Origin of the sequence: Klebsiella sp. B345, assembly GCF_051131735.1 — a bacterium.
Taxonomy (GTDB): domain Bacteria; phylum Pseudomonadota; class Gammaproteobacteria; order Enterobacterales; family Enterobacteriaceae; genus Klebsiella.
On sequence record NZ_CP180443.1, the window covers coordinates 4,430,105 to 4,447,663 of the forward strand.

The 17,559-nt window shown below is 55.2% G+C and carries 17 protein-coding genes; 6 read left to right on the plus strand and 11 right to left on the minus strand.

Annotated features, from left to right (window positions below; translation table 11 throughout):
- The first annotated feature begins 13 nt into the window (after nt 1-13).
- Both ACMYSO_RS20735 and ACMYSO_RS20740 read left to right on the plus strand, forming a co-directional pair.
- A complete protein-coding gene (locus tag ACMYSO_RS20735) occupies nt 14-1,078 on the plus strand; it encodes a sugar ABC transporter substrate-binding protein (protein WP_434667475.1) in 1,065 nt (354 codons plus the stop codon).
- Nucleotides 1,079-1,087: 9 nt separating this feature from the next.
- Nucleotides 1,088-2,332 carry an LVIVD repeat-containing protein gene (locus tag ACMYSO_RS20740; RefSeq protein WP_434667478.1) on the plus strand — a complete coding sequence of 415 codons (1,245 nt, stop codon included), beginning with the start codon at nt 1,088-1,090 and terminating at the stop codon, nt 2,330-2,332.
- 55 nt (nt 2,333-2,387) lie between these two features.
- Here the strand turns inward: ACMYSO_RS20740 and mtnK are convergent, their stop codons facing one another.
- Nucleotides 2,388-3,587 (minus strand): S-methyl-5-thioribose kinase, encoded by a 1,200-nt coding sequence (mtnK, locus tag ACMYSO_RS20745; RefSeq protein WP_434667481.1) that lies wholly within the window; start codon nt 3,585-3,587, stop codon nt 2,388-2,390.
- Nucleotides 3,588-3,690: 103 nt separating this feature from the next.
- Between mtnK and mtnA the strand changes: the two genes are divergently transcribed.
- Nucleotides 3,691-4,719, plus strand: coding sequence for an S-methyl-5-thioribose-1-phosphate isomerase (gene mtnA, locus ACMYSO_RS20750; RefSeq protein WP_434667484.1), 1,029 nt, complete (start codon nt 3,691-3,693; stop codon nt 4,717-4,719).
- Nucleotides 4,720-4,826: 107 nt separating this feature from the next.
- On the opposite strand, the gene ACMYSO_RS20755 is transcribed toward mtnA, so the two are convergent.
- Entirely contained in the window at nt 4,827-5,369 is a 543-nt protein-coding gene (locus ACMYSO_RS20755) for a 1,2-dihydroxy-3-keto-5-methylthiopentene dioxygenase (RefSeq protein ID WP_434585939.1), read from the minus strand.
- Complete coding sequence (gene mtnC / locus ACMYSO_RS20760) at nt 5,366-6,055, minus strand: acireductone synthase (RefSeq protein ID WP_434667487.1); 690 nt, start codon at nt 6,053-6,055, stop codon at nt 5,366-5,368. The genes ACMYSO_RS20755 and mtnC overlap by 4 nt, the downstream gene beginning before the upstream one ends.
- 170 nt (nt 6,056-6,225) lie before the next feature.
- Between mtnC and ACMYSO_RS20765 the strand changes: the two genes are divergently transcribed.
- The gene (locus ACMYSO_RS20765) at nt 6,226-7,371 is read left to right on the plus strand and encodes a pyridoxal phosphate-dependent aminotransferase (protein ID WP_434670852.1); all 1,146 of its coding nucleotides are present in this window, start codon (nt 6,226-6,228) and stop codon (nt 7,369-7,371) included.
- Here the strand turns inward: ACMYSO_RS20765 and ACMYSO_RS20770 are convergent, their stop codons facing one another.
- The 4 genes from ACMYSO_RS20770 to dsbG form a co-directional block, all read right to left on the minus strand.
- On the minus strand, nt 7,372-7,998 hold the full coding sequence (locus ACMYSO_RS20770; RefSeq protein ID WP_434667490.1) for an IbrB-like domain-containing protein: 627 nt from the start codon (nt 7,996-7,998) through the stop codon (nt 7,372-7,374).
- The gene (locus ACMYSO_RS20775) at nt 7,983-9,206 is read right to left on the minus strand and encodes a phosphoadenosine phosphosulfate reductase (protein ID WP_434667493.1); all 1,224 of its coding nucleotides are present in this window, start codon (nt 9,204-9,206) and stop codon (nt 7,983-7,985) included. Before ACMYSO_RS20775 ends, ACMYSO_RS20770 begins: the two co-directional genes overlap by 16 nt.
- Before the next feature lie 84 nt (nt 9,207-9,290).
- A complete protein-coding gene (gene citR / locus ACMYSO_RS20780; protein WP_434667496.1) occupies nt 9,291-10,217 on the minus strand; it encodes a DNA-binding transcriptional repressor CitR in 927 nt (308 codons plus the stop codon).
- Nucleotides 10,218-10,404: 187 nt separating this feature from the next.
- Nucleotides 10,405-11,151: a thiol:disulfide interchange protein DsbG gene (gene dsbG, locus ACMYSO_RS20785; RefSeq protein WP_434667498.1), complete on the minus strand. Its 747-nt coding sequence runs from the start codon at nt 11,149-11,151 to the stop codon at nt 10,405-10,407.
- Between the two features lie 408 nt (nt 11,152-11,559).
- Here dsbG and ahpC point away from each other — a divergent pair, with 408 nt between their 5' ends.
- Together ahpC and ahpF are read left to right on the plus strand one after the other, a co-directional pair.
- A complete protein-coding gene (ahpC, locus tag ACMYSO_RS20790; RefSeq protein WP_004859485.1) occupies nt 11,560-12,123 on the plus strand; it encodes an alkyl hydroperoxide reductase subunit C in 564 nt (187 codons plus the stop codon).
- Between the two features lie 242 nt (nt 12,124-12,365).
- The gene (ahpF, locus tag ACMYSO_RS20795; RefSeq protein ID WP_434585933.1) at nt 12,366-13,931 is read left to right on the plus strand and encodes an alkyl hydroperoxide reductase subunit F; all 1,566 of its coding nucleotides are present in this window, start codon (nt 12,366-12,368) and stop codon (nt 13,929-13,931) included.
- A gap of 80 nt (nt 13,932-14,011) precedes the next feature.
- Here the strand turns inward: ahpF and uspG are convergent, their stop codons facing one another.
- The 4 genes from uspG to dcuC form a co-directional block, all read right to left on the minus strand.
- Nucleotides 14,012-14,440, minus strand: coding sequence for a universal stress protein UspG (uspG, locus tag ACMYSO_RS20800; protein WP_123755928.1), 429 nt, complete (start codon nt 14,438-14,440; stop codon nt 14,012-14,014).
- Nucleotides 14,441-14,650: 210 nt separating this feature from the next.
- Nucleotides 14,651-15,061, minus strand: coding sequence for a nucleoside diphosphate kinase regulator (rnk, locus tag ACMYSO_RS20805; RefSeq protein ID WP_434667501.1), 411 nt, complete (start codon nt 15,059-15,061; stop codon nt 14,651-14,653).
- Between the two features lie 183 nt (nt 15,062-15,244).
- Complete coding sequence (gene rna, locus ACMYSO_RS20810; RefSeq protein WP_434667504.1) at nt 15,245-16,042, minus strand: ribonuclease I; 798 nt, start codon at nt 16,040-16,042, stop codon at nt 15,245-15,247.
- A gap of 85 nt (nt 16,043-16,127) precedes the next feature.
- Nucleotides 16,128-17,498 (minus strand): anaerobic C4-dicarboxylate transporter DcuC, encoded by a 1,371-nt coding sequence (gene dcuC / locus ACMYSO_RS20815; protein WP_434585930.1) that lies wholly within the window; start codon nt 17,496-17,498, stop codon nt 16,128-16,130.
- Between the last annotated feature and the right edge of the window lie 61 nt (nt 17,499-17,559).

A 17,559-nucleotide genomic window follows, 5' to 3' on the forward strand; every position in this document is an offset into this window, starting at 1 on the left:
CAGGGTAAACACCATGAAAAAGATAACGTATTCACTCATCGCATTGGGGTTGTTCCACTCTGCGGCGGCCTTTGCTGAAACCCCGACGCCGGTCCCGGCGGCCATTGCCGGGCATGAAGGGCCGATTCGTATCGCAGTCATTCGCAACCTTGGCTCTGACGATAACACTACTCAGTTTGTCTCCGGGGCGATTCAGGAGGGCAAAAAGCTCGGTTTTAAAATGAGCACCTTCCTCAGCAACGGCGACGACGCCAAATTCCAGGACTTTGTTAATCAGGCGATTAGCCAGAAATACGACGGCATTATTCTCTCCCAGGGACGCGATCCGTACTCCACCGCGCTGGTGAAAAAGGCGGTGGACGCCGGTATCAAAGTGGCCGTGTTCGATACCGCCGTCAGCGGTGAGATCCCGGGCGTGACCGTGACCCAGCAGGATGATGCTTCACTGACCGATCTCTCCTTTGGCCAACTGGTGAAAGATTTCAACGGCAAAGCCAACATTATCAAACTGTGGGTGGCCGGCTTCCCGCCGATGGAACGCCGTCAGACCGCTTACCAGACCCTGCTCAAGCAAAACCCGGGGATTAAAGAGCTGGAGTCGATCGGCGCGGTCTCTTCCGACGTGCAGGGTGATACCGCCAATAAAGTCGGCGCCATTTTAGCCAAGTACCCAAAAGGCAAAATCGATGCTATCTGGGGCACCTGGGATGCGTTTAGCCAGGGGGCCTATAAGGCGCTGAAAGAGAACGGCCGCACCGAAATCAAACTCTACAGCATCGACATTTCGAACCAGGATCTGCAGCTAATGCGTGAAGCCGGCAGCCCATGGAAGGTCAGCGTCGCGGTGGATCCGAAGCTTATCGGGGCGACAAACGTCCGGCTTATTGCCAACAAAATTGCCGGCGAACCGACCCCTGCGACCTATGACTTTAAAGCGGCGGCTATTCCGCAGGCGCTGCTGGCAGCGCAGCCAGGTGCGGTTAACGTCGCCTCGCTGGGCAAAATTATTCCGGGCTGGGGTCAGACCGAAGATTTTATCGCCCCATGGTTCGCCACGCTGGAAGCGAAACACAAATAAGGAGCAGGTATGGCGACGGCACTCCCGCGCCCCGACTACAGCCGCAATATGCGGCTGATTGGGCATAGCGATCAGGGGGGACGCCCGGACGGCGTCCAACTGATGGTACACCGTGGTTTTGCGTATATCGGCCATATGGTGTCACAGGGTTTTTCGGTGGTGGATGTGCGCGATCCGTGCCATCCGCAGACGGTGAACTACATTGCCGCGCCGCCGGGAACCTGGAACGTCCATTTGCAGGCCCATGATGATCTTCTGCTGGTGATCAACGCCCGCGATCTGTTTGCTGACACCCGCTTTGCCGACGAGAAGGTGTATTACACCCGCTCGGTGGGGGAGACGGTGAGCGATGTGCAGGATCGCGGCTGGAGCGCCGGGCTGCGGGTGTTTGATATTTCCCATCCTGATAAGCCGCGCGAAATTGGTTTTCTGTCGCTCGATGGGATCGGTATCCACCGGATCTGGTACGTTGGTGGCCGTTGGGCCTATGTTTCCGCGCTGATCGACGGATTTAGCGACTACATCTTCCTGACTATCGACATGGCGGATCCGCGTAAGCCGGAAGTGGCCGGGCGCTGGTGGCTGCCGGGGATGCATCAGGCGGCGGGGGAGACGGCGGACTGGCCTGAAGGCAAACGCTACGCGCTGCATCACGCCATTATCGCCGGGGATACCGCTTACGGTAGTTGGCGCGACGGCGGCCTGACGCTGCTGGACGTGAAGGACCGCACTCAGCCGAAACTGATTAGCCACCGCAACTGGAGCCCGCCGTTTGGCGGTGGGACCCATACGGCGCTGCCGCTGCCGGACCGCGATCTGCTGGTGGTACTGGATGAGGCGGTGTTGGATAACCAGCAGGATGGCGAGAAGCTGATTTGGTTGTTTGATATCCGCGAGCCGGCCAACCCGGTGAGTATTTCCACCTTCCCGCAGCCGAGCGAGGTGGACTATGTGGCGAAAGGGGCCCATTTTGGCCCGCATAACCTGCATGAAAACCGCCCCGGCAGCTTTGTCAGTTCAACGCTGATTTTCGCCACGTACCAGAACGCTGGCGTGCGGGCCTATGATATCTCGGACCCTTATCGACCGGTGGAGACCGGTGCGCTGGTGCCTGCCGCGCCGGCGACAATGATGGATACGCGCCCGGGCCGTCCGCAGGTGATTCAGTCCTGCGATGTGTTCGTGGATGCTGAGGGGATTATTTACAGCACCGATTATAACGGTGGGCTGTCGGTGATCGAGTATCTGGGATAGGGGCTGAACGGTCGCCCCGGCAAGCAGCGTGCCGCCGGGGAACGTATTGTTGGGCTCAGCCGTACTGACGAATACGGGCGATCAGATCGTCGGCATTCTCAATGCGATCGGCAATGACGATTAGCGCTTTACCGAGGGTTATGGCATGGCGCAGGCAGTCATGGCGCATGGCCGGATCCTGGATGGTCTCGATATCGGCCACGTGGGAGAGGCCGACACTACGGCGAATCAACTCGCTGCCGCAGAAGCCAATGGCATCATGCCAGACTTTTTTCAGGAACAGGCTGGCATAGCCGGGGCAGGAGAGGGCCGCGTCGCGGGTTTTCTCCGTCGCCAGGGACTGGAAGCGCTCGGCAAAAGTGTTCCACAGCACCTGAATATCACGCAGACGTTGCTCGCGAGCCGCGTCCGCATCACGGATCCCCAGGTGTCCCGGCAGCCCGCAATAGTTGAGGAGCAGGTTGCCAATGGCGGTGCCGATATCAAAGCCGATCGGGCCGAAAAAGCCGAATTCCGCGTCGATGGCTTTAAAGCTACCCTCGGCGACAAAAATGGATCCGCTGTGAATATCGCCGTGCAGCAGGGCTTCGGCGTGAGAGAAGAAGCGATGCTTCAGCGACGCTACCGCCAGTTTGAGCTGTGCGTCGTCGCGCAGGGCGGCAACGTCGGCCTCCAGCTCTGACGGGTAGTTATTGCGCTCGTGAATCTGGTACGGGTCGTTGAAGAACAGATCCTCGGTGATTTCGCACATTTCCGGGTTCGTAAACCGGGCGACCTGCGCTTTTTTATCATGCGGATGCAGATAAAAATCGCTGGTATGGAACAGCACCTGAGCAAGATATTCGCCCAGCTGGCCCGCGGCCTGCGGATAGTCGACGTTACGAATTAATTCGCCGCGCCAGATTTGGTGATCGGAGAGATCTTCCATCACCATGACCGCCAGTTCCGGATCGAAATGGTGGATTTTCACCGTGTGCTGCGGGCTGTGCTGATAGTGCTCCACTAGCGTCTGCGCTTCGAGGCGGGCGCGGTCGAGGGTCAGAGGCCAGGATTCGCCGACGCAGCGAACGTACGGCAGGGCCTGTTTCACCACGATGCGGCTCACGCCGTGGAGATCGTAAATCTTAAAGACCAGGTTGAGGTTGCCGTCCCCCACTTCCTGCGCGGACACCAGCTCCGACGGGTTATCGATGCCGCCAAATTGTTGTGCGTAAGCCACGGCATCGCCGGGGGTGAAGGTATGGTATTGCGACATTGCCTCGATCCTCAAAAGTTCTGATTAAGCCGTTCAGACGTCTATACTTCTGGAATTCATCCTGACACAATGTGATACAACAACGCAACAGGGATTTAACGATATGCAGACACTACAGACCACCAGCCTGCGGGTAAGCGAAAATCAGCTTTTTATTCTTGATCAGCAGGCCTTGCCGCAGGAAAAACGCTGGCTGGCGGCGGATAACGTTTCGTTGCTGGTGGACCATATCCACGCGCTGCGGGTGCGTGGGGCGCCGCTGATCGGGCTTTCTGCCAGCCTGCTGCTGGCGCTGCTTGCCGGGCGTGGCTTGAGCCAGGCTGAACTCGGACAGGCGCTGGAAACATTACGCGCGGCACGCCCGACGGCGGTGAACCTGATGAACAATCTCGACCGCATGAAGCTGGCACTGGCGCAGGACAACTATATCCAGGCGCTGGAAGATGAAGCGTTGCGGCTGATCGCCGAAGACAAACAACTGTGCGCCCGCATTGCCGAAACCGGCTGCGCTTTGGTGAAACCAGGCAGCCGTCTGCTGACCCATTGCAATACCGGCGGGCTGGCTACCGCAGGGGTCGGGACGGCGCTGGGGGTGATTGCCCTGGCCCATCAGCGCGGGCAGGTTGAAATGGTCTGGGTCGATGAGACGCGCCCGTTGTTACAAGGGGGACGACTGACCGCCTGGGAGCTGGGTGAACTGGGCGTGCCGTATCAGCTGATTACCGATTCAATGGCTGCCAGCCTGATGGCGAAAGGGCAAGTTGATGCGGTGTGGGTCGGCGCCGACCGGATTGCCGCCAACGGGGATGTGGCGAATAAGATCGGCACCTATTCGCTGGCGGTTCTGGCGAAGTATCACGGTATACCGTTCTACGTAGCGGCGCCGCAGACCACTCTCGATCGTCATTGTCCTAACGGCGAGGCAATTCCGATTGAGCAACGTGCGGCGGCGGAAGTGACCGGCGTCGCCGGCAGCTTTGGTGCAGTGCAGTGGGCGCCGGAGAATGCGCCGGTTTATAACCCGGCGTTTGATGTGACCCCGGCAGCGCTGATTGATGGCTGGGTGCTCGACAGCGGCGTGGTGACGCCTGAAGCGGTGGCGGCCGGGGCTTTTGCTCCGTCTGGCAGCTGATCGTTGGCGTGTCTGTGTGACGATGAACGGCTCGTCGCCGGGACGTCAGCAGCTCGCCTGATACTTGTGAGATTCGGTAGCGTCACCGGATCTCACAAGTGAGGGGATTACGCCAGGCGCGGGTAGGCATCGGCAATATCATTGCCGGTAAACTGCGCTATCCAGCCTTCGGGGTTATCAAAAATGCGGATCGCAGTGAAGTCAGGCTCTGAACCCATATCAAACCAGTGCGGCGTGTCGGCCGGCACGGAAATCAAATCGTTCTTTTCACACAGCACCTGAAACACTTCATTGCCGATATGCAGGCAGAACAGCCCGGCACCTTCCACAAAGAAGCGGACTTCATCTTCACCGTGGGTGTGTTCGTTGAGGAACTTTGCGCGCAGCGCCTCTTTTTGCGGGTTGTCCGCGCGCAGGCTGATGACGTCCCAGCTCTGATAGCCTTTCTCCGCTACCAGCCTGGCAATTGCGTGCTGATAGGCTTCCAGTACCGTTTCCGCAGTCGGGGAGGCGCCTAAATCACGGTCGGCCTGCCAGCGTTCGAAGCGAACGCCTTTAGCGTTAAGCTGCTGCTGGATTTCATCACCATTCACGCTATGCCAGAGCGGCGTGCTGGCGTCGTGGTCAGAATAAATCGTTAATGCGCTCATGCGGGGATCTGCTCCGGGTGAATGTCGTCAAAACGCTGAACCTGCGGATGGTGGCTGGCAGGATCGCGGTCGCCACGCACCAACTGAATGGTACGAAAACCGGCGGATTCTGCGGCATCCAGCTCCTGATGAATATCGGAGAGGAACAGGATATTCGCCGGATGCAGCCCCAGCTGTTCAGCAATATTACGGTAGGATTGCGTTTCACGCTTGGCCCCTACCAGGGTATCGAAATAGCCATTGAACAAATGAGTAATATCACCTTCATCGCTATAGCCAAATAACAATTTCTGCGCAGCGACCGAGCCTGAGGAATATACATATAAATCAATTCCCTGCGACTTCCATTTCTCCAGGGCCGGCAGGACGTCCGGGTAAAGATGGCCGGTAAAGTCGCCGTTGGCATAGCCTTCGCGCCAGATAATACCCTGCAGTGCTTTCAGCGCCGTCGATTTGCGGTCCTGGTCCATAAAGGCGAACAGCGTCTCGATAAGCTGTGCGGTGGTGGCGGTGGGATCGCTGATTTCTGCGCGCAGATTATCGAGGATCGTCTTCACCGGGTCGGCGTATTGTTGGGCGGTGACAAAGCCTGCCAGCCGCTCGCGGGCATACGGGAACAGAACGTTATGGACAAAAGAAATGTCGCTGGTGGTGCCTTCTATGTCAGTCACGATAGCGCGGATCATGGTCTCTCCAGAGTGTGCGGCACGCCGTGCTGCGGGCGGCGTCAGGCGGTAACCGATATAACATTAGCATTTAGACGTCTAAGCGTCTTGATTGCCAAATATTAACATCGTGTTATAGTGGCTTCAACAACAGCATTACAACTGGTCATCACATAATGAGCAATAAGCCACTGATTCCTGAAAGTAAACTCCCTTCACTGGGCACCACTATTTTTACGCAGATGAGCGCCCTGGCGCAGCAGCATCAGGCGATTAATTTGTCCCAGGGATTCCCGGATTTCGACGGGCCGCGCTACCTGCAGGAGCGCCTGGCGCACCATGTTGCGCAGGGTGCTAACCAGTATGCGCCGATGACCGGCGTTCCGGCGCTGCGTGAAGCGATTGCCGATAAAACCGCAGAGCTGTATGGCTATCGTCCGGATGAGAACAGCGATATTACCGTCACGGCTGGAGCCACCGAAGCGCTGTATGCGGCGATCACCGCGCTGGTGCGTCGCGGCGACGAGGTGATCTGTTTTGACCCCAGCTACGACAGTTACGCCCCGGCGGTGGAGCTATCCGGCGGGGTGTTGAAACGCATTGCCCTGCAGCCGCCACATTTTCGCGTGGACTGGTCACAGTTTGCCGCCGCGTTGAGCGAGCGTACCCGCCTGGTTATCCTCAATACCCCGCACAACCCGTCGGCGACGGTGTGGCAGCGTGAGGATTTCGCGGCGCTGTGGCAGGCGATTGCTGACCATGAGATCTATGTGATCAGCGACGAGGTGTACGAGCATATCTGTTTTGCGCCGGACGGGCATGCCAGCGTGCTGGCACATCCTCAGTTGCGCGAGCGGGCGGTGGCGGTGTCGTCATTCGGTAAAACCTTCCACATGACCGGCTGGAAAGTGGGCTATTGTGTGGCGCCTGCGGCAATAAGCGCCGAGCTGCGCAAAGTGCATCAGTATCTGACCTTTGCCGTGAATACGCCGGCCCAGTTGGCGATCGCCGATATGCTGCGTAATGAGCCTGAGCATTATCGTCAGCTCCCGACGTTCTATGGTGAACGCCGTGACCTGTTTGTGGAAGCGCTGCGCGCCAGTCGTCTGGAGATTTTACCCTGCGAGGGCACCTACTTCTTGCTGGCCGATTACAGCGCTATTTCCGATCTCGACGATGTGAGCTTCTGTCGCTGGTTGACGACCGACGTGGGCGTGGCGGCCATTCCGTTGTCGGTATTCTGCGCCGATCCGTTCCCACACAAGCTGATACGTCTGTGTTTTGCTAAACAGCCGGCGACCCTGCTGGCAGCCGCAGAACGCCTGTGCCAGCTGTAGTTATTTGACGGTCCACGCCTGAGAAAATTGCCGGTCGCCGAACAGTTCCACCAGACCGTTAATTTGCTTCAGGCGTAACACTTCATCTGCATCCATCCCCAGCTCCTGACTGATTTTATCATCGGACCAGCCGAGTTTTGCCAACTCCTGGACGATGTCTGACATTGCATGGATCTGATGACGGCCCCGGGCACGATTATGGCGAATGGTCGAGGCCATTAGAGTATCGCGTCGGGAGGTGTTGCTTTCCAGGCAGGTGACCGGGATGTAACCATTGAGCTGTTTTTTTAGCGGGCTTTTGCTTTTGGCCAGTGCGTGACGATGATACCCGTCCACAATGGTGAAGTGACCCTCATTGTGCCTGATCACCACGACCGGCTGAGTAAAGCCGTCCGATTGCAGCGAGGTCAGCAGCAGACGCTTTTCAGGCGGTGCAAGGTTGTTGGGGTTGTAATCATTGGGGGAAACGCTATCAAGGCTGACCCACAGCACGCAGTCTATCGGGTGCGATTTGAACGGACTGTACTGGTGTAGCAATTGGCGAAAGGCGTTCAGCGCCTCGACTTTTTCATCCTCTTCGATGTTGTCCAGGTAGCTGGCAAGGTCATGCATTATTTGTTGTTGCATAGGATTCCCCATTGTTTGCGTTTTTGATTCATGCGTTCACGGTAGCGTTTGTAGTGGAGGGATTTGGTGGGGCTGAACGAGAGCATGCGGCACCAGTAATCGTTATTCAGCAGGACTTTACAGATGCGCCGCCACGAGGGGATGTCCTTGCTGCCGATATCCGCCTTCTGGAAATCAGGAATATCCTGCATTCCCTGCTTCTGATACCAGTGCAGGTAGACGGCAATTTTATTGCGGTAATGTTCAGCGGTTTTTTCCGGCATGCTGTCGAGTAAAAACAGGGCGTAGCTTTTCCAGCTATGGTGCTCTGGCTTATCGAGCTTGCGATGCCCGTAAAACTGGTTGTCCTGACCGGCGTAGACCCCCCCGCAGCGCGCACCATTCACCCGCTGGCACATGTCCGCCCAGCGTTCGGGTTCCAGGACATGATACAGCCAGAGCCCTTGGCGCTGCTCCGGGCCAAAAGGCTCGCAGATGCGCATGTAGCGAATCGGTACGCCGGCCTGATACATCAGATCGTACAGCGGGTTGTAGGTCAGTCCGCTTTTGGCAAACCAGGTCCAGATATCGGCGGTTTTCCAGTCATACAGCGGGTAGGCATACCACGCGTGGCCACCCGGCGCCGCGGTGGTCCAGGGTTTGTCATCGGCGAAGCGCTGTTTGCGCCGCGAGGAGATAGTCATAAACCGGTTAAGGGATTCATCCGCCCGGATCCCGACTAAAACTGCCGCCGGGCGCTTATGGGAAAACCAGTCGGCGAATTCACGGACAAAGGATTCAAAATTCATTCCCCGGTAGTAGAACGAAAAATAGCGCGGGTCAGTGATGGCGTGCGGCGGCGGCTGGCGAACCCAGCTTGCTCCTGGCTCCCAGCATTGCCACTCCGGTGCAAACTGACTGAGAGAGTTCTGGGTGGTTAACGGCAGGGCGACCCAATAAAATTGCTCAATGACGTCCCGATATTCATGGCGCAGCGCCTCGCAGTGGGTAATGGTGCAGGAGAACTGCGCCTCCCAGTCGATAAACAGCACGCTGATTTTGCGCCCTGTCCGCCGGGCCTGAAGGGCGGTCAGGTGCAGCATTGTGGTGGAATCTTTACCGCCAGAAAAAGAGACGCAGACGCGCTGGAAGTTTTCCAGTATCCAGTCAATACGTTGTTGCGTCGCCTGCAGAACGGATTCTGGTAGCGGATGTTTTATTAATGTCACGGCGATCGTCCCTTGAATACGATTAAGTCATTTATTGAATGTCTTGTTATTGCAGGAAATAATTTCCAGCATCAGGGTTGTTGTTTATTTAACGATTTTATTAGTTGTTATTTTATTATTTGCGCGCTGTTTGTTTTTTAGCAGTGAAGAAAAGGGCAGCGTATTCATTCTGGCGCGGCTGTAAATAAGGTAAATCATTATCGACGGGAGCGGAATGGGCAGCGCTTGCAGATTAAAATTAAATGACGGCTGATCGAAAATGGTTTTAGGGATAAACCCAATCAGGTCCGTGTGGTTTATCATGTTGATAATCGTCATTAACGAGTCGCTGCGAAAGGCAATGGTGCGCGACGGGAATAGTTTTTTCATCTGTGAATGGAAGGTTTTTACGCCAGGATCGTTCGAGAGATAGCTGGTGAAGCTTTCCTCACGAAGCGCCTCCGCCGAGGTCATTACTGCCGCCCGTGGATGCTGCTGGCGGCACACCAGCGCCATTTCAACCTCCTGAAAGGGCTGGCACAGGGTCTCCGGGCTTTCGTGCGGCGATAAACTTAAAATCAGGTCCGCTTTGCGCTGTGAAAGCAAGGTTTCAACCGAACCCGCCGCGAGCTGCAAGTCGTGGTGTTCGACCTGCATGTTCGGGTGCTGGTACAGAGCGCTGATTAACCGTGACGACTCCGGGGTATTAACGAGCTGTGGGCTATAAATAACAAAGCGTTTTCTTAGGTCGGTATCGCTGGCGAGATTGATCGTCTGCTCGAGCTGGCTAAGGTTTTTTTCAAGCAGGATATGCAGCCGGGCGGCAGTTTTGGTGGGCGTTATCCCTTTGCCGGCGCGGATAAACAGCGGGTCGTTGAGCTGATTTCGCAGCCTCTGCAGTGACTGGCTGACCGCTGAGGGAGTAATAAACAAGGTTTCCGCCGCCTGGCTGATGCTCAGGTGCCGGTAAACGCATTCAAAAATAACCAACAGGTTAAGATCGAATTTTTTCAGTCCATAGAGGTTCGCCATGGCTAATATCCATATTCAGTCGTGGTGAGTGTTATTTATAATTCGTATTTTATTTGTTTTAATAATTGTTGGTGTGAATAAGTTATGGTGTTAGCGATGAATCATCGCAGTAATGTATATTACTCGTGACTGTTTAGCCAGGCTCTTTTAGTGCAAGAGCCCGGCGGGACATGATATTTAGCGCGGGCTATTTATCCCCCATGATAGCCGGTAATTTATCGGCTTCAGGTAACCCGACCACCTGCTGCAACATATTCTCTTTATTCATGTAGTAAATCGCTGGCGTAGCGTTGGCCCCGAGTTGATCCATGAGCTGTTGATTTTCGCTGACGATCTTCATTTTGTCCGAGGAAAGGTTGCCGGAGATATCAATTTTCACTTTTCCCCCGGATTGCTCGTAATCATGCCAGGTTTTTGCCGGGTCAGCGGTAGCCAGAATGGCGGCAGCGGTTGCCTGGCTTTCTGGTTTGATCACGCCGACTAACAGGGTACGGATCTGAACTTTACCTGACTCGACCCACGGGCGGGCCTGTTGCCAGAATTGCAGGCAGTAGGGGCAGAAAGGATCGGCAAAGACATACAGGGTAACCGGCGCCTCTTTTTTTCCTTCCAGCAACCAGTTAGCCGCTTCCATTTTTTTCCACATGGCTTGTCCTGCCGGGGTGTAGAGCTCTTTCTGGAACAGCTGCTGACTGAGATTGGTGCCGTTTTCATCGTACATATAGCCGGAAATGGCATGTTTGCCGTCTGGCGTCAGATAGATGGCGACGCCCATGTCCTGGTATTTCCCCAGCCAGCCTTTCACACCACCTGGCGCCTCGAAGGGTTTGATAATGGTTATACCCTGTTTCTCTATCGCTTTTACGGGTGCCGGAAGATCTTCTGCCTGGCTAAAAAAGGGTAAAAAGCTCAGAAAAAGCAGACGCTTCAACATAATTATTCCTTGTTAAATCAATGCGTAATGGGAAGGCATGGTGCAGCCTATTACAGTTATAGGTAAGACCTGCTGATGGGCCGATTGCCCTTTGGATCTCCGGATGGTGTAATCGGCCTGCTGTTACATTAAGGTTAATGTAGAGCGCAACGCATAGCCAGCTTGTCTGGCACTGAACCTACCCGCGGGTATTTCAGGTAACGGGGCCGCCTGAATAAGGTGGCCTTTTTACGTTCAGGGCTGTGGGATGCAAAAGTAGCGAAAAGTGGCGTTCGTCGCGACAGGTTCACAAAGTTGTCTTGTTGCGGTTGTTAGATATCGCTTATTGATTTGATAATGCAAACGCATTGGTCGAATCAGGAAAAGTTCGTTAACTTAGACCTCAACGAAAACACGGAGGAAGTATAGATGTCCTTGATTAACACTAAGATCAAACCTTTTAAAAACCAGGCATTCAAAAACGGTGAGTTCATCGAAGTCACTGAGAAAGACACCGAAGGCCGTTGGAGCGTATTCTTCTTCTATCCGGCTGACTTCACCTTCGTATGTCCGACCGAGCTGGGCGACGTTGCTGACCATTACGAAGAACTGCAGAAACTGGGCGTAGACGTGTATTCCGTTTCTACCGACACCCATTTCACCCACAAAGCATGGCACAGCAGCTCTGACACCATCGCAAAAATCAAATATGCGATGATCGGTGACCCGACTGGCGCCCTGACCCGTAACTTCGACAACATGCGTGAAGATGAAGGCCTGGCTGACCGTGCCACCTTCGTTGTTGACCCGCAGGGTATCATCCAGGCCATCGAAGTTACCGCTGAAGGTATCGGCCGTGACGCTTCTGACCTGCTGCGTAAAATCAAAGCGGCTCAGTACGTTGCTTCTCACCCAGGCGAAGTGTGCCCGGCGAAATGGAAAGAAGGCGAAGCGACGCTGGCTCCATCTCTGGACCTGGTTGGCAAAATCTAAAATTTCCATGTCTTTCACGCCATGGCGGCGTTGGCGTCACCTGGTCACCCCGGTCACTTACTTGAGTAAGCTCCGGGGATTCCCAGGCTAGCCGCCTTGCCCTGACGGGAAATTTAAAGGAAATTCGTTTTATTCAACGGGTGCATCGCTGTGCCCGTTTTTTCAAATACCATGATGCAAGCCGCATTCAGGTTGTCTTATAAGGCAGCTTGCATGATGACGTTTTTAGAGAGGGAAGAACCATGCTCGACACCAATATGAAAACCCAGCTTAAGGCCTACCTTGAGAAACTGACTAAGCCGGTTGAACTGATTGCCACGCTGGATGACAGCGCCAAATCGGTGGAAATCAAAGAACTGCTGGTTGAAATCGCCGAACTGTCGGAAAAAGTGACCTTCAAAGAAGACAACAGCTTGCCTGTCCGCAAGCCTTCTTTCCTGATCGCTAATCCTGGCTCGCTTCAGGGACCGCGTTTTGCTGGTTCGCCGCTGGGACACGAGTTCACCTCTCTGGTGCTGGCGCTGCTGTGGACCGGCGGTCATCCTTCGAAAGAGACCCAGTCTCTGCTGGAGCAGATTAGCGCGCTGGACGGTGATTTCGAGTTCGAAACCTACTACTCGCTTTCCTGCCACAACTGCCCGGACGTAGTGCAGGCGCTGAACCTGATGGCGGTGCTGAACCCGCGTATTAAGCATACCGCGATTGACGGCGGCACCTTCCAGAACGAGATAACCGATCGCAACGTCATGGGCGTGCCGGCGGTGTACCTCAACGGTAACGAATTTGGTCAGGGTCGTATGACGCTGGCGGAAATTGTCGCGAAGGTCGATACCGGCGCGGAAAAACGCGCGGCGGAAGAGCTGAATAAGCGTGATGCCTATGATGTGCTGATTGTCGGTTCTGGCCCGTCAGGCGCGGCGGCGGCGGTCTACTCTGCACGCAAAGGCATTCGTACCGGTCTGATGGGTGAACGTTTCGGCGGCCAGGTGCTGGATACCGTCGATATAGAAAACTATATCTCGGTGCCGAAAACGGAAGGGCAGAAGCTGGCCGGGGCGTTAAAAGCCCACGTCAACGACTATAACGTCGATGTGATTGACTCTCAGAGTGCGGCAAAACTGATTCCGGCAGCGGTTGAAGGCGGCCTGCATCAGGTTGAAACCGCCTCTGGCGCGGTGCTGCAAGCGCGTAGCGTGATCATTGCCACCGGAGCGAAATGGCGCAACATGAACGTGCCGGGTGAAGACCAGTATCGTACCAAAGGGGTGACCTATTGCCCGCACTGCGACGGCCCGCTGTTTAAAGGTAAGCGTGTGGCGGTCATCGGCGGTGGTAACTCCGGCGTTGAAGCGGCTATCGATCTGGCCGGACTGGTTGAGCACGTTACTCTGCTCGAGTTCGCCCCGGAGATGAAAGCGGACCAGGTGCTGCAGGATAAAGTCCGCAGCCTGAAAAATGTCGATATCATTCTGAACGCGCAGACTACTGAAGTGACCGGCGACGGCAGTAAAGTGACCGGCCTGCAGTATCGCGATCGGGTAAGTGGCGATGAACACCACATTGCGCTGGCGGGGATTTTCGTGCAGATAGGGCTGTTGCCGAACACCACCTGGCTGGAAGGCACCATTGAGCGCAATCGGATGGGTGAAATTATCATCGACGCGAAATGCGAAACCAATGTCAAAGGCGTGTTTGCCGCGGGTGACTGCACCACCGTGCCGTACAAACAGATTATTATCGCCGCGGGCGAAGGGGCGAAAGCATCCCTGAGCGCCTTTGATTATCTGATTCGCACCAAAACAGCATAAAAAAAGCGTAAGACTATACCTGCAAATCAAAGAGGCTACCCATGGGTAGCCTCTTTTCTTTCTGGTACGCCCGGTGACGCTTATCTGACTACCATCACTGGAATATGGGCGTGGCGAATAACGCTCGAGGCATTAGAGCCCAGCAGGTGGGTACTGATTGACGGATTGCGGGAACCAATCACCACCACATCGGCTTTAATTTCGTTCGCGAGTTCGTTCACCATATCGCGTACGTTGCCAAAACGGACGTGCATTTTTATCCGCGACGGGTCGATGCTGAAATGACCGGCCATGGTTTTCAGCCGGGTCTCCGCCTCGTGCTGTAAATGCTCTTCAAAGCGACGCAGATCGGCGGTAAAACGGCTCATCGTGAAGCTGGACGATCCGGGTAATACGTGGAGCAGGTGAATAATCCCGTCCTGCTGGGCCAAAAATTCCGCGTGGCGGACGGCCTTGTCGCTCAACTCCATCTCAAAAACATCAACCGGCATAATGATAGTGTTATACATATGCATTCCTCCTTGTTCGACTGTTTCTATATCAACACATTATACAAGCTTATAGTGTCATTCAGGTCGCAAAACTGTCGGCGTAGGCGCAAAGGGGCGTAAAATTTTGTCAGGCGTCAGAAAGGGTAAGGCGAGGGGCAGAAATGAAGGGCAGAAAGAGGATGCGGGGCATCCTCTGAATAAAGCGTAATGCTTCAGGCAGCGGAGGAATTAACGATGAAACTCACCGGCGGCTTCTGGTTGGTACAGTAGCTCAAGTACTTCAAGGTGTGCCGCGGTGCCACCTGGTAATTCCCAGTGAATGGCGCTGCCGACTTTCAGCCCGAGCAACGCCGCGCCGACGGGGGCGAGCACCGAAAGCTGAGTCGCGCTATCGGTGACCTGCGACGGAAACACCAACGTCCGCACGCGCTCTTCACCGCTGCTCAAATCACGGAATCTGACCTTGCTGTTCATACTGACAACATCGTGCGGCATTGCCGCCGGCGACAGCATTTGGGCGCGATCCAGTTCGTCGTTCAGCGCGTCGGCGACCGGGGAATTGGCATAAGCCGGCTGCTCGAGCAGCTTGTCGATGCGTTCGGCATCGAGCTCATTAATGATGATTGCGGGTCTGGTCATCGCATACTCCATGTTATCCAGGAACCTGTCCGTAAAAGAAAACCCTCACCGAAAAGGGCAAGGGTTAATGTCTTCCCATCATACTGAGACTTGTCGGCAGTTTGAAGTGATTAAACGCACATTAACTCACGTTCACTGTGAGGTTACGCTGACATTTTTCCGTTCATGTTGTCCGTGCAGCGGTCAGTTACCGGCTTTATCAATAATAAACTGCTGGCCGCAATTCCCTGGATGTGGCTGGGGCAGGAACGCGTCGGCAGAGAGCGGCTGGTTGATGGCCGTCGCTTTGATGGCGATTTGCATTTCGGTCAGATAGGCCGGATTGCCGTTGCAGGTTAGCTTGAATGCTTTGACGCTTTGCTTACCGTAGGTCTGGGCGACTGTCGCATCGAAGTCGTCACGGCTGACCTTTTGCCCGTAGTGTTTCACCAGGAAAGCGCCCAGCGAACTGCGTTTCACATCTTCATCAAGACGCACCATCGTCCCGAAGTAGCTATCGGGGTCGAAACCAAAACAGACGCCGTGTTTGGCATATTCATAACGTTCGAGGCACGAGTTGCCGCCTGCAGCGGGCATCACGCTATTGAGTTTGTTCGCCATCTCCAGCGACAAGCCGGTCTCGGCGGCCTGACATTTTTTGCCGCCTTTCACTTCCGGCATATTGGGCACCGGACGAGTGGCACAACCAAAACGCATCCAGCGTCGCTCGTCAACGCCACGGGCCGCAACGGACTTCGGCAACCCCGGCCAGAGACCGTGAACCGTTAAGAAATCAGCTTTGTTGGGCAGATCCTGCTGCAAACGGCACTCTTCTGGTTCGCTGCGGTTGCGGTCATGCATGCTCTGGCAGAACCCCGTTTGCCATGACAAAGCCAGCACGTAGCGGTCAAAATCGCCATATTGCGTTGCGGTGAGCGGTTCAGCACCGGCCTGGGTTGCCATTAATAAGAGGGCAAGGGCGGCGAAATCCTTCCTGAACATGTTTATTCCTGATGGTGGATGACAATGATTTACAGGAAAATATTAAAGCACAAAAAAGGCGCCTGCTAGCGCCTTTTCGCGTTTATTACATGGCGCTGCCGGGGACCAGCACTTCGGTGGCGATAATCACCACCACCAGCCCGACAATCACCGGGACTGAGGTGCGTTTCACCACTTCAAACGGTGATATTTTTGCCATGCCGGCCACTGCGACCACGACGCCTGAAACCGGTGAAATCGTGCGGCCGAGGTTGGAGGCCTGCAGCATCGGAATCGACAGGTAGGCCGGGTTGATACCGGAAGAGTGGGCCAGTTTTGGAATCATCTCTACGAAGGCATAGAACGGGGCGTTACCGGAGCCGGTAGTCATGGCTGCAAGCATGGTGAGGATCACCAGCACCAGCATCAGAATAATGCTCGCCGAACCAAACGAGGTGGCAATGGAAATCAGGCTGTTAATAAAGCCGATGGTGCTCAGTCCTTGGGCGAAGACCCCGGCGGCAACTAACAGCATGACTACGCCGGCAAACGCATCGGCCATTCCACGGTAGGCGACTTCCAGCCCCGCGAAGACGTTCTGGGTGTTGAAACCGCGGAAGAATTCCAGCACCGCTGCCAGCAGCATGCAGATCACCAGAATGGCGATAATATGCAGCTCCGGACCCCATTTACCGTCAAAAATCAGCACGCCGATAATGGGCGTAAACGGCAGCAGAGCATAGAAGGAGGGCGCAGTGGTGGTGATTTCATTCACATCGAGCATTTCATGAACGACGTTCTCTTTTTTATCCAGATAGCGTTGCCAGAAGAAGTGGGCAATGGCCATGCTGATAATCGCGACGATGGAAATAGGCAGAGTGGTTTTAAAGGCGAAGTCGATTAACGGCATTTCCGCCGCTTTGGCGGCCAGCACCACGTCGCCAGAGGTCGGCGAGAGAATAATCGCGGCCGGAGAGGCGCAAATGGCGGCGGCGGCGCCACGACTGATCCCGACGTTAACCATCACCGGGAACAGCGTTGCCATCAGCAGTACGCCAAGGCCGGTGGCCGATGAGACGGCCAGAGACATCAGGCAGGCCACGAAGTAGGCGGCAATCATCAGCAGATAGGGAGAGTTAATGTAGCGCAGCGGTTTTGAGGCCAGCTTAACCACCATATCGTTGGCGCCAATATGGGTCATGTAGGTGGCAAACCCGCAGAGCATCATGATCATCATGCCGAGATCGCCGCCGCGGCTCATCAGCAGGATTTTGACGTATTCGATAATGTCCGTTGCGGAATAACCGGTGCTTTTTGTCTCACCCGGTAAAATCTTATGTCCCATCAACGCGCTGACGATCAGCAATGTCAGACCGCCAACAAAAAGCACGCCGGTGGCGGAGTACCCTTTGATGATATAGCGGGCCACCCCCACAATGACCACAATCCCAATGAGGATTTCAACTAGCGTAAGCATTATTTACCCCTAAGCCCTTAACCAAAAGAATCTGCTAATAAATAAACTGAAGAAAAAATTA

Bases quoted from the DNA above. Each gene is read 5' to 3' on its own strand.
- ACMYSO_RS20735 (WP_434667475.1), top strand. From the start codon at position 14: ATGAAAAAGATAACGTATTCACTCATCGCATTGGGGTTGTTCCACTCT.
- ACMYSO_RS20740 (WP_434667478.1), top strand. From the start codon at position 1,088: ATGGCGACGGCACTCCCGCGCCCCGACTACAGCCGCAATATGCGGCTG.
- mtnK (WP_434667481.1), bottom strand. From the start codon at position 3,587: ATGTCGCAATACCATACCTTCACCCCCGGCGATGCCGTGGCTTACGCA.
- mtnA (WP_434667484.1), top strand. From the start codon at position 3,691: ATGCAGACACTACAGACCACCAGCCTGCGGGTAAGCGAAAATCAGCTT.
- ACMYSO_RS20755 (WP_434585939.1), bottom strand. From the start codon at position 5,369: ATGAGCGCATTAACGATTTATTCTGACCACGACGCCAGCACGCCGCTC.
- mtnC (WP_434667487.1), bottom strand. From the start codon at position 6,055: ATGATCCGCGCTATCGTGACTGACATAGAAGGCACCACCAGCGACATT.
- ACMYSO_RS20770 (WP_434667490.1), bottom strand. From the start codon at position 7,998: ATGCAACAACAAATAATGCATGACCTTGCCAGCTACCTGGACAACATC.
- citR (WP_434667496.1), bottom strand. From the start codon at position 10,217: ATGGCGAACCTCTATGGACTGAAAAAATTCGATCTTAACCTGTTGGTT.
- dsbG (WP_434667498.1), bottom strand. From the start codon at position 11,151: ATGTTGAAGCGTCTGCTTTTTCTGAGCTTTTTACCCTTTTTTAGCCAG.
- ahpC (WP_004859485.1), top strand. From the start codon at position 11,560: ATGTCCTTGATTAACACTAAGATCAAACCTTTTAAAAACCAGGCATTC.
- ahpF (WP_434585933.1), top strand. From the start codon at position 12,366: ATGCTCGACACCAATATGAAAACCCAGCTTAAGGCCTACCTTGAGAAA.
- uspG (WP_123755928.1), bottom strand. From the start codon at position 14,440: ATGTATAACACTATCATTATGCCGGTTGATGTTTTTGAGATGGAGTTG.
- rnk (WP_434667501.1), bottom strand. From the start codon at position 15,061: ATGACCAGACCCGCAATCATCATTAATGAGCTCGATGCCGAACGCATC.
- rna (WP_434667504.1), bottom strand. From the start codon at position 16,042: ATGTTCAGGAAGGATTTCGCCGCCCTTGCCCTCTTATTAATGGCAACC.
- dcuC (WP_434585930.1), bottom strand. From the start codon at position 17,498: ATGCTTACGCTAGTTGAAATCCTCATTGGGATTGTGGTCATTGTGGGG.